7 protein-coding genes are annotated in these 12377 nt (G+C 44.5%); all 7 read left to right on the top strand.

The window, feature by feature from the left end; all coding sequences use genetic code 11:
• The 7 genes from M3650_RS18505 (at nucleotide 1) to M3650_RS18530 (ending at nucleotide 12160) form a co-directional block, all read left to right on the top strand.
• Nucleotides 1-1386: a sensor histidine kinase gene (locus M3650_RS18505; protein WP_251576861.1), complete on the top strand. Its 1386-nt coding sequence runs from the start codon at nucleotides 1-3 to the stop codon at nucleotides 1384-1386.
• Between the two features lie 92 nt (nucleotides 1387-1478).
• Nucleotides 1479-2030 (top strand): hypothetical protein, encoded by a 552-nt coding sequence (locus tag M3650_RS18510; protein WP_251576862.1) that lies wholly within the window; start codon nucleotides 1479-1481, stop codon nucleotides 2028-2030.
• A 127-nt stretch (nucleotides 2031-2157) separates the two neighbouring features.
• The gene (ftsW, locus tag M3650_RS18515; protein WP_019421134.1) at nucleotides 2158-3294 is read left to right on the top strand and encodes a putative lipid II flippase FtsW; all 1137 of its coding nucleotides are present in this window, start codon (nucleotides 2158-2160) and stop codon (nucleotides 3292-3294) included.
• A gap of 10 nt (nucleotides 3295-3304) precedes the next feature.
• Nucleotides 3305-4432 (top strand): FtsW/RodA/SpoVE family cell cycle protein, encoded by a 1128-nt coding sequence (locus M3650_RS18520; protein WP_019421135.1) that lies wholly within the window; start codon nucleotides 3305-3307, stop codon nucleotides 4430-4432.
• A gap of 52 nt (nucleotides 4433-4484) precedes the next feature.
• Nucleotides 4485-5165 (top strand): phosphatase PAP2 family protein, encoded by a 681-nt coding sequence (locus M3650_RS18525; RefSeq protein ID WP_251576863.1) that lies wholly within the window; start codon nucleotides 4485-4487, stop codon nucleotides 5163-5165.
• Between the two features lie 445 nt (nucleotides 5166-5610).
• The gene (locus tag M3650_RS32655) at nucleotides 5611-5835 is read left to right on the top strand and encodes a phosphotransferase (protein ID WP_369011133.1); all 225 of its coding nucleotides are present in this window, start codon (nucleotides 5611-5613) and stop codon (nucleotides 5833-5835) included.
• A gap of 253 nt (nucleotides 5836-6088) precedes the next feature.
• The gene (locus tag M3650_RS18530) at nucleotides 6089-12160 is read left to right on the top strand and encodes a non-ribosomal peptide synthetase (protein ID WP_251576864.1); all 6072 of its coding nucleotides are present in this window, start codon (nucleotides 6089-6091) and stop codon (nucleotides 12158-12160) included.
• Nucleotides 12161-12377 lie beyond the last annotated feature (217 nt).

Below are 12377 nucleotides of genomic sequence, written 5' to 3' on the forward strand. Positions count from 1 at the left end.
TTGGGCATCCAAAAAAGATTAGTGGGAAGTTATTTTGCCGTCATTTTAATTACAGTATGTATTTTGGAAATTTTTCTAATTGCGTCGGTGAACTATTATTACTATCACAATGTTGAACGAATCCTGGTGAATCAAGCGGAAATATCCGCTTCTTTTTTTCATCAATATTTTGCCGAGGAAGAATTAGAGAAGCAGTCCGAACGGCTATTAAACGGATTTTCTCAAAATACCGCCGCACAAGTGCAGATTATTAGTTCTTCCGGGCAGCTTCTTCAGGACTCTGCGGGAGCTCAAGACGGGAAAAATATGCTCGATTATCCAGATGTGCAAGAGGCATGCAGCGGAACCGTCGGAATCTGGAAGGGACGTGAGCCATCCGTGCATGACACCGTATTAGCCGTATCTTATCCGCTGCAGGCTAAGGATATGACAGTGGGGGCAGTCAGATTTGTCACTTCTCTAACCGACACGATGGCAACCATCCGCTATATTACTGTCATATTTATTTCCGTCGGTCTAATTGTCGTTGCGATTGTTGCCGTTCTCGGCATTTTCCTGTCCAGGACAATTACGGGTTCAATTACGGAGCTTAAGCTGGCAGCCGAACAAATGGCTGAAGGCGATTTCACGGCAAGAGCGAAAAAACGGTACCGGGACGAGCTGGGAACGCTCGCGGATACGTTCAATACGATGGCAGCCAAAATACGGCGAAACGAACAGCTCAAAAACGATTTCATTTCATCCGTCTCCCATGAGATTCGCACCCCGTTAACGTCCATAAAAGGGTGGGTAGTAACCTTAAAAACGGAGCCGAAGGACGGTACGGCTATGCTTGCAGACGGGCTTGAAATCATTGAGTCGGAAACCGACAGGTTAACCGTGCTGGTGGACGAATTACTGGATCTCTCTAAGCTGGACAATGGACGAATTGTGCTATCCCGCACCCCGCTTCATCTTGCGGACTTGCTTCGGCATATCGGTAAGCAGCTGGCTCCAAGAGCTGCCAGACAGAGCATTTCGCTGGAGGTGCAGGCAGACGATACATTGCCCGTCATTCACGCTGACGAAAATCGGTTGAAGCAAGTGCTCATTAATCTATTAGACAACGCACTTAAATTTACTGGTCCAAATGGAATCATTAAAGTGTACACCCAATCGTCTCAGGAACAGGTCGTCATTACCGTCGAGGATACGGGAGCGGGAATTGCGGAGGAGGACATCGAGCATGTCTTGCAAAAGTTTTACAAGGGGAATAACAGTGCTGCCGGGAGCGGCTTGGGATTATCCATATGTTATGAAATCGTCAAGCTGCACCAAGGACAGTTAAAGATCGACAGTCAGTCAGGACAGGGAACTAAGGTTTATATTTATCTTCCACGCAACTAACAAAGGAACTTTAACTTTTTCATAACCTCTTATTTTTTGCAGCCATATAAAATAGAGAATAGAACAATGACAAGCGAGGAGCCGGGAACAGAATGTTGGGTAAGCAGATGTGGACAGGACTCATTGTGACTACGTTGTTGTGGATTGGCGGGTGCAGCATGCCTGCTACCCCCATCGATTTGATTAAGTCTCCGTTGTCTGAAGAGAATCTCCATAGCGACATCCTTCGAACTTTACTGCCTGACGGAGCTAGGTTGCTAGTCTCGGCCCATGGTGAAGGGAGTAAAGGCATTTCATTCGGAGATGTGGATGGAGACGGCATCGATGAGGCTGTCGTGGTATATGAAGAGAGCTCTCGTAACGAAAGGATACGAAAGGCTGCGTTGTTGAAGCAGCAGGATGAAGAATGGCAGATTGTCTGGGATACGAAAGGCTTCGGCTACGGCTTGGACTACGCAGGGATTGCGGATGTTAACGAGGACGGACTCTCCGACATCATTCTGGGATGGACCTTGGGGGCAGGAGAAAAAGGGCTGGATGTTTACGTGTGGAGGGATAATGCCATGACACTATGGGGCAAAAAAGGATACCGCGGCCAATTTGATCTGGGCGGGAGCGGGTTGTCTATCCAATTGCACAGGTGATATCCGCAAGCTCTCTCTTACAGGAGAGCTTTTTTGTTTTGATCATCTACGAAAACCGATGATAAGGCAGGGTTCCATGAAGGATTAAGTCCAATCGGCCGCGCTTTTTCAGGAGGTGTTTTCCGATTTGAAAGGTAAAATAAAAGGCCGTCCGGATTTTTTGCTGCTTTTTTTAACGGTTTTACTGGTCTGCTTTGGTTTGGCTATGGTTTTTAGCGCCAGTTCGTCCATCGTCACCTTTAAGCATGAAAGTCCGTGGTATTACGCATTAAGACAGAGCATATTTGCTTTCGCCGGACTCGTTATCATGCTATTTTTTATGAGCATTCCCTTTCCAATGTGGAAAAAGGTTGCGCCATTCCTTCTGCTTATGTCGTTATTGCTGCTTGTACTGGTGTTGATTGGCGGTGTTAACATCAATGGAGCAAAAAGATGGTTTTTTGTGGGCGGCTTTACTTTTCAACCGGCTGAATTCACCAAGTTATCACTCATCGTGTACTTATCAGCTTTGATTAGCAAAAAAGGAGAACGGATCCGGGATTTCAAAAAAGGAGTGCTGCCCCTATTGGTTATGGTTGGTTTCATCCTCTTGCTTATCATGATGCAACCGGATTTCGGCACCGTGTTAATTTTGTTTTTTATTTCAAGCACGATCATTGTGATCGGCGGTATTGATTTGCGTCATCTTTTCATGCTAAGTCTGGGGCTTGTACCGATTTTTATTTATCTTGCGTTCAGTAAAAGTTACCGGCTCCAGCGAATCAGCTCTTTTTTAAATCCGTTTGATGACCAGTCTGGCTCCGGGTATCAGCTGATTCAATCGTTCTATGCTTTAGCGCATGGGGGGTTCACGGGCACAGGATTTGGACGAAGTGTCCAGAAGCTTTTTTATTTGCCAGAAGCGCACACGGATTTTATTTTCGCTGTTATCGGAGAAGAATTCGGATTTGTCGGCACATCTTTGCTCGTATTTGTTTTTTTTCTGTTTCTTTGGCGAGGCTTTACTGCGGCAATCAGGAGTAATGACCCATTTGGGGTAATGCTGGGAATGGGAATCGTAACGATGATATTCATTCAATTCCTGCTGAACCTTGGAGCTGTAACCGGGAGTCTGCCCATTACGGGAGTTCCGCTTCCTTTTATCAGCTATGGTGGCTCCTCTTTAATATTGTGTATGGCAAGCACTGGAATTTTACTGAGTATATCCCGGGATAACAATCGAAGGTGGCAAGAACGAAATAACAATTCACAAGAAATGAAATAGAGGTTTCTATATGATTTTTATCGGCAAACTCAAAAAAATAGATATATTGACTTTACTCATCATGGTTTGTCTAATCGCCATTGGCACTGTAGCTATTTACGAAGCCACTTCGGGTACCAATTTGAATGGCCTTCATATGAACAACATAGTGTTATTCGGTGTGTTTTGCGTTCCGATGCTGCTTGTGGCGGTATTCGATTACAACATATTGATTGGAAAGCTGTCCTATATCTTGTATGGCATCGGAATTGGCCTGCTCGTTCTAGTCATGTTCACAGGAGAGAACATTAACGGAGCGGTCCGTTGGTTGAGTATTGGAAGCTTTCAGCTACAACCTTCCGAAATGATGAAGCTAGCTACGGTTTTATTAGCCGCTCATCTGCTGCAGAAGCGGGCAGGTGAACAACTTCGGCTGGTTCAAGACATATTTCCTATTTGCATCGTTTTTTTAGTTCCCATTATCATTATTATGAAGCAGCCTGATTTAGGCACTGCGCTTGTCTTTGTTGGAGTATTACTAAGCATGCTATGGATGGGCAACATACGTGCCCTTTATATGTTGCTGTGCTTCAGTGTGATGGCACTTTTGATTGGGGCCATTTGTTGGTTGTACTATGCGGATCACGATTTGTTATCTAAGCTTGTGCAGCCTCATCAAATGTCGAGAATACAGACTTTTCTCGACCCAACCAGCGATCCCGATAAGTCATGGCATGTTAAAAATGCAATGAGTGCGATAGGTTCAGGCGGATTAAGCGGGGACACTGGATTTTTTCTGCGGCGCGGGTTTATTCCATACGCCTATTCGGATTCTATCTACGTCGTAATTGGCGAGAAATATGGATTCCTGGGCTCTGCGATACTTTTGCTGCTGTATTTTATGCTAATTTATCGGCTGGTTCTCATCGTAAAAGAGAGCAGGGAGTTAGCGGGCTCTTACCTTGTTCTAGGGCTTTTGGGCATGTTAGTCTTTCAGATTTTTGTGAATATAGGGATGCATATCGGATTGGTTCCCTTGACAGGTATTTCCTTGCCTTTCATAAGTTATGGAGGCAGCTCATTGCTTACCAATATGATTTCAATTGGACTGGTCTTAAGTGTCCATATTCATAAAGACGAAATTATTTTAGAAATATAGGTTTTCTTGATTACTATCTATAGCGATCTTTTAAACGAAAGAGGGACACAAATTGAGATATAAGCAGAGAAAACCCCGATCGAATCATTATACGATGTTTTTTGGTTTTTTGCTTCTGTTGGGCTTTGGCGCGTTGGCCATTGCAATCAACCGTCAGCCGCTAAACCCATTTGATCTGAATATTGCCGCATTCGTACAAAGCTTTGAATCTCCGAGTCTAACCAAAGTAATGGAACTCTTCACTTCCATAGGCTCAACCAAATATGCCATTATAATTGCTGTGTTAACGCTGGTTTTTTTATACTTCGTGCTCGGGCACCGTATGGAATTGATTTTCTTGATCGCCGTGTTAGGCGGATCTGCGGTAATGAATCAATTATTAAAAATAGTTATCCATCGGGAACGCCCAATCGTCCACCGCTTGATAGAGGAGACCGGTTACAGCTTCCCTAGCGGCCATGCCATGGGAGCAATCGGGTTATATGGGGCGCTTGCATTTCTATTGTGGCGTCATATCGCTTCGCGTCCAGGACGTATTTTGCTGATTGTGTCTAGTTGCGTCATGATTGCCATGATCGGTGTAAGCCGAGTGTATCTTGGCGTGCACTATCCAAGCGACATTATCGGCGGATTGATGGCGAGCGGGTTCTGGTTGGCCCTTATGATATGGGTGTTCCAATGGTATATGGAACAACGCCATCGAAAGAATAACACACATGTCGGTTTAGTTTAATAATTGTTGCATATATTGCTACCCTGTATAGACAGCCAAAGGCTCGCGGAGTTAAAGACTCGCGAGTCTTTTATGCTTAATACGGGGGAGACGGAAATTGGAAACGTAGCCACCTGTAATTTTATTGAAGTAATAATCCAATTGTTCAAGAGAGTTCCGAGGCAGTTTCAACAAGGCTCGACAAGTTTCATCTATAGTTGCTAAATGCACCCCGAAAGAAGGTGAACAATGTGGTTGTATCCAGATGTTTTACTTCCTGCACATGGAGGAAAAGAGTTGCTTCCGCTCTTAATCAAGTATAAGAATGGAGGAGAAAAAATGGACCCATTTATTCTGATCAAGGTCGTCTTTTCGAGATTATTCATAGCAGCAGCTCATTTTTTATTGTCACCAGTGGTTGAATGATGTGGATATGTTTAAGAACTGCGGCAGGATTACCGGGGGAATGCATGAATTAACTAAGGCCTTTAAACTGATAAAGAGAAGACATGAGTGGCTAAAGTATCTCAAACAAGATAAAGAATCATACGGTCTTATTCACGGCGACATTAAAGTAGGCAATTTTATGGTTAATCATAATGTTATAACGATGTTTGATTTCGATGAGTGTCAATACAGCTGGTGTGTTAAGGACATTGCGATCCATGAGACGCGTTCAGGAAGGAAATGAGGACGCCTTTATCAACCTAGTGAAAAAGGAATGGTCGCGGAGACTAATTCATTTGACGCAGTCCTTTTCAGTAATATTCGCATCACGGTTACAAGCTGGCCGACTTATCTCGCTAAAAGCGCATAATCTATTACAATCTTAAACAAACATTTTAATATACTACATAATTCCCCTTACTTCGACATCATTGATAGAGTATATTACTATGAAAATCAATGAATTTCTTATATTCCCTTTTAATGGAGGAGATGTAATGAAAGAGGAATTCAATAAACAATTTCCTTTAACTCGTGCTCAGCAAAGAATATGGTATATCGACAAATTATACCCCAGAACGTCAGTGTGCACTCTCTCAAGGACAGTGACCTTTTTCAGTTCCATCAACCCAGATATATTGAAGCAGTCCGTTCAAGCCGTTATTAAGCAGCATGATGCTTTACGGATTCGAGTGATAACCGATCAGGGAGAAGTCAAGCAATACGTGAAATCACATTCGGTTGAGGAAACTCAATATGTTGATTTTTCGAAAACGGGTGGGCGCGCATATGCCGATCAATGGCTGAAGACATACAACAGAGTGCCTTTAGAATTGTACGATTCCGTGTTGTGCGAATTTGTTATTTTTAAGGTTAGTAATAATGAATATGGCTACAATATTAAAGTTCACCGCATCATATCCGATGAAATTGGCTTGGCCAACCTTGCTAATGAAATAGCTCAACATTATACGGACATGAAGAATGGGAGACTCTCAGCTTCTCACCAGAAGCCTTCATACCTGGATTACATTTTTAACGAGCAGGAATATGAAAAATCCGATAGCTTTCAAAAAGATAAGACATACTGGCTGGAGCAATTCGATACCCTTCCGGAGTTGACAGAACTGAAACCGCATAATCCCCTAATCACCAGCACAGCCGGCGAAAGAAAAAATGCTGTCGTCCCCCAGGACCTTTATCGAAAGATTAATGTGTTTTGTCAAGAGAACAGAATTAGTATATTTACCTTCTTTCTGGGTGCTTTGTACGTATATTTGCATAAGGTTACCCATGCAAAAGATATGGTGATTGGAATCAATTATGGAAACCGCACTACCAAGCAGGAAAAAGAAATGGTGGGCATGTTCGACAACACATTACCTCTTAGAGTCCCGATATACTCTCACGAAAATCTCATTCTTTTTTTACAACGGCTATCTCAGGAACAATCCAAGCTTCTCGACCATCGAAAATATCCATTCAATCAGTTGATTGAGGATATTAGACAATTACATCCGGCCAAGGTTGGAGAGCTCTTTGGCATAGTAATGGAATATAGCCAGCTCTCCTTGATGGATCTGGAAGGAAATCCATTACAAACTCAGACGAATTTCTGCGGTCATGAGGTTAATGATATTCTATTCCATGTTCTTGAAAATAAAACTGAAAACTGCCTGCAAATACATATTGACTATCGTACGAGCTTGTATACTGACGATGAAATTTCCAAGATGATTGCTCATTTTATGACGACTGCTGAATATATCGTCAAGCATCCCTCCCGCTCAATTGCCAATCACCGGCTGTTTGAAAGGTCTAAAGAACTGGAATCGCTTTCATATGCAGTGATTCCCGAAGCCGGGGATAGATCTACATTTCCCGCCACTCCGGCACAAAAACGGCTGTATACGCTGAGTCGGCTGCCTGGTGGTGAACAAAGCTATAACATACATAATAATATGATGATTGAAGGTCCATTGGACCGTGTCCGGTTCGAGACTGCTCTTGAATCGCTCATTGCACGTCACCACACGTTGCGGACTTCTTTGGAACTGGTAAATGGAGAGCTTGTTCAACGCATTCATGAATCTGTGAGGCTCGAGGTCGAGTATGTTTCTCAGACACAAGTGGTTCCGACGGTGACTGATGATTTTTTTAGAGCCTTTAATCTGTCTCAGGCGCCATTATTTCGTGTAAGACTCGTTGAATTAGGAGAAGATCGTCATCAGTTCCTGTTTGATATACATCGTATCATTGCAGACGAAATATCTCTAGATATTCTGGTCCGTGAATTTGTACGGCTGTATGAGGGAGAGGAATTGCTGCCTCTTCGCGTGCAATATAAGGACTATGCGATATGGCAGAAGGAAAATTTACAAAGTGAGCGTCTCAGAAAGCAGGAGTCGTACTGGCTGGAGGTGTTCCGCGGGGAATTGCCGTTGCTGGATTTACCGCTTGACCATCCGCACTCGGTTGATCGAAGCTTTGAGGGAGATGTTCACGTATTTTCCATTGATCCCTTAAGAAGTCAAGGGCTTAGAGATATAGCGGCGAAAACTGGTGCAACTTTGTACATGGTGCTGCTGGCAGCTTATAAGAACATGCTGCATCGATATACGGGTCAGGAGGATATCATCGTAGGCAGTCCGATCGCGGGAAGACAGCACCCAGATATGACGCATATCATCGGAGTATTCGCTAACACCCTGGCAATTCGGACTTACCCGGCAGCAAATAAGCCGTTTCTCGAATATGTGCAGGAAGTGAAAACAGCAACATTATCAGCCCATGAGAATCAGGAGTATCCCCTTGAAGAGTTGATTGAGAAGACAAAAGCAATGAACGCACAAAGCCGAAATCGATTGTTTGACACCATGCTTGTGTGGCAAGACACGGTGCAAGCCGAGCTGAACATTCCAGATTTGCGATTCAGCCTCTGCCCGAGAAAGCACACGGGGGCGGAATTTGACTTAACGCTCATGGCTGCTGAGATCGAGGGAAGCATCAGATGCAGCTTTGAGTATGCCTCATCGTTCTTTCGCAAAGATACAATTGAACGGATGGCGGAACACTTCCTCCAGCTTGTTAATAGCGTAGCGCAAGAGCCGGATATAACGCTTGGAGCCGTTAACCTGTTGACTCCCAGAGAAGAGATTCAGATATTGGAGAGTTTCAATGATACTACAGCGGATTACCCGGATGAACAAGCGATACATCATTTGTTTGAGGAGCAGGCAGCGCGCATGCCTGAGCAAACGGCTATACGATATGAAGGAGCACGATGGAGCTATCGGCAGCTGAACGAAAGAGCGAACCGACTGGCCCGTACTTTGCTGTCTGAGGGTGTCAAAGCAAATCAGATGGTTGCAATTATTGCGCATCGCTCCCCGGATACAATTGCCGGAATACTGGCCATTCTCAAGATTGGGGGCGCCTTTGTGCCAATTGATCCTGACTATCCTGAGGAACGTATCCGCTTTATCCTTGCAGATGCGGATGTTAGTGTATTGCTGGCCAATAGCGGGTTTAAAGTACAGAACGATTACACAGGAATACTTATTCATCTCAATGATCCGAAGGCATACCACATGGATAATTCGAATCTTGAAGTGCTGTCCACATCCAGAAATCTCGCTTATGTGATGTATACTTCAGGAACATCCGGGCGTCCGAAAGGCGTCATGGTTGAGCATCGCAGTGTCGTTCGTCTGGTGAAAAATACAAATTACGTTAAGCTGGATAATTCGACATGTATGTTACAGACTGGAGCAATGGTATTTGATGCGTCAACCTTCGAAATTTGGGGGGCGCTGCTGAATGGCGGTCAATTGGTATTGATGAGCCGTGATGTGCTTCTGGACACTGTGAAGCTGAGACAGATCATTCGCACCTGCCATATTAATACGATGTTTCTGACGACTTCTCTCTTCAGCCAGCTGTCGCAGCAGGACAGCCTGTTATTCGCAGGGATGGACACGCTGATCATCGGAGGTGATGTACTGCCGTTCCAGCACATCAACCGTGTGCTCCGGCATAATCCGAAGCTGCGCGTTATTAATGGATATGGTCCGACGGAGAACACAACTTTTTCCACGACATATCCCGTTGAGGGGCAGCAAACCCAAGCTCTTCCGATCGGTCGTCCCATCTGCAATTCGACGGCATATGTGGTAAACCGCTCGATGAAATTACAGCCTGTCGGAATATGGGGAGAGCTGCTCGTTGGTGGAGACGGGGTGGCGCGCGGGTATTTGAATCGGCCGGAGTTGACGAAGGAGAGATTTGTGAAAAGTCCGTTTAAGGCAGCTGAACGCTGCTATCGGACGGGAGATGTGGCACGTTGGCGTGGCGACGGCACTCTGGAATTCAAAGGACGCCTTGACGAGCAAGTTAAAATCCGGGGCTTCCGTATTGAACCGGGTGAGATAGAAGCACAGTTATTACAGGTGAAAGGAGTTCAGGAAGCGTTCGTGATGGCAATGGAAGATGAAGGTGGACAAAGGCTGCTGTGCGCGTATATTGTGCCAAACGAGCCTCTTTCCATAATCCAAATCAAGACCGCGCTGTCCAGGCTTCTGCCGGAATATATGATTCCTGCTCTCATGGTACAGCTTGACCGCTTGCCGCTGAATACGAACGGCAAGGTTGACTTGAAGGCACTGCCTGCTCCAGATGTCACCCTGCAAATCAGTACGGAATACGGCGCACCTCAAACACCGACAGAAGAGAAGCTTGTGCCCATTTGGCAGGATGTGTTGGGAGTTTCGCAAATAGGAATATTTGATGATTTTTTCGAGCTCGGCGGACATTCGATCAAAGCGATGTCCCTTATGTTTAAGCTTGAGATGGCGGGATATTATGTTACGTTAACGGATATTTACCATTATAAAAACATTCAGGCGCTTAGTGCTTACATTCAGGCTGGCGAGGCAGAGAATCATCATGACTTGATCCATACAAAGGAAGAATTGGTTGCGTGGCTGTATCATGAGACAAGGGAAGTTTATGATTGGGCTTCTTATAAAGTTCATGATTTTCAGTATGGTATTAAAGAAATTCACGTTCTTTATGGACTTGAATGCAATCCGGAGAAAGTGGAAGCTTTACTACAGATCATGAAAGGGAAAGTGGCAAAGGAAGTGGCGCCTCACTACATCGTTCCTCAGTGTCGAAAAATTGAATCGGATGCGAGCGGGATCATGGATGAAGAGGTGTTACTGAACGATCTGGGGTTGAAACCGATGAAAGATGAGGAGACGATGCTTATTCGCCAACAACTCCGACACGATTATGAGTTAAACGATCAATGGGTTCAGATGGGACAAATGATACAGAAATATCCTCTTAGCGCGATCCAACAAATGCAAATTTCGTTCGATACACCACCCAGTGTTGGATATTTTATATTGGATGAGTATGCTGATTATGATTTATTGGACCAAGCATACGCAAAATTCGTTCAGAGCCAGGGATTATTGCGAAGTGTGCCTGTTCAGACCCGGCAGTGGACCGAATGGAAGGAATACTTCTGCGATTCGCACAATCGTCCAAAGCTGACTATGATTGATCTTTCGAATTGCAGCCCGTACGGCCCTTTTATGGAAATGATAGAAGAATTCATTCAAGGCCCCCGATATAGCGGAGAGCATATTATGTATCAAGTCATTCTCATTAGACGCAATCTGCGTGAACATAGCGTGCTTATGAAGTTTCATCATATTTTATGCGATCGGGTCACCATTGAAGCTGCAGAACGGCAATTTTCCTCTTACTACAGAAGCTTGCTTCACAGTAAGTCTGAACCCGGGGAAGTAGCGCAAACATATGCATCATACATTCAGCAAATTAGTAAGGGACCTTCTGCAATTACGGAGCGTGAGCTGGTTTTAGCTTATGAGCTTGAGGACTATTATCAGAGTAAAAAAGATATACTGAACCGGCTGAAGCAGAGAAGGAGCAATGAATCGTACATGTTTGAGGTGGATATCCCCACGAAGGAGCACTCTCTGGACTTCGCCCTTTCAGTGTATACGAAGGGATTGCAATCCTATCTGGGACTGGATAGTCTACCGCTGCTGTTTTTATACGACGGAAGAACATACGAAGCAAATACTTATTTTAATGTCGTAGGAGAATTTATTGATTTTATACCTCTTTTCATTAACGCCACGCTACCCAAGGATGAGATGCTTCGGTCCGTAAATCGTAAGCTTGACACGGTGAAGCGCCACAATATTAATTTCATGCATCTCCTGCTTCATCCATCGTGCAGCAGCGGCTGGGCCCGCACGAGAGAGTTGGTTTATTTTGGCGAAGAATATAAGCAACTGGATATGTTCATGTTCAACTACTTGGGCAACAACAGTAGAACGGGACGCGGCTATAACGATACCGTCATTAAGGAACTGAACCTGCTGCCGATTTATACACTGTTCAATTGCATCGCTCAATCGTATAAAGGCGGATTCATCTTTTCCATACGCTGCAGCTATGACATCGAGGTTGAGAAGGTAAGAGAAGCGTTTCGAGAAGCGGCGTATGCAGCAATACTTGATAAAGGGAGGTAGAGAAAATGTTGAATATGATATCGAGGACCACGTTGTCTCAAGCGATAGAGAATCATAAAGGCTATTTCCCCCTATTCTCGGGAACACGAAGCACCGGCAGCCGAATTAGCAGTTATGCATTTATACCTATTAATTTTGAGAAAAAGCAAGTCAAAGAGATAGAGCGATTTATAACAGAATATGGTTTGTGCATGCATAGCTTTATGACTTCCATATG

Source organism: Paenibacillus sp. MER TA 81-3, from assembly GCF_023713585.1.
GTDB lineage: Bacteria > Bacillota > Bacilli > Paenibacillales > Paenibacillaceae > Paenibacillus_B > Paenibacillus_B profundus.

Coding starts and splice junctions, on each gene's coding strand:
- M3650_RS18510 (WP_251576862.1), top strand. CDS start 1,479: ATGTTGGGTAAGCAGATGTGGACAGGACTCATTGTGACTACGTTGTTG.
- M3650_RS18520 (WP_019421135.1), top strand. CDS start 3,305: ATGATTTTTATCGGCAAACTCAAAAAAATAGATATATTGACTTTACTC.
- M3650_RS32655 (WP_369011133.1), top strand. CDS start 5,611: ATGCATGAATTAACTAAGGCCTTTAAACTGATAAAGAGAAGACATGAG.
- M3650_RS18530 (WP_251576864.1), top strand. CDS start 6,089: ATGAAAGAGGAATTCAATAAACAATTTCCTTTAACTCGTGCTCAGCAA.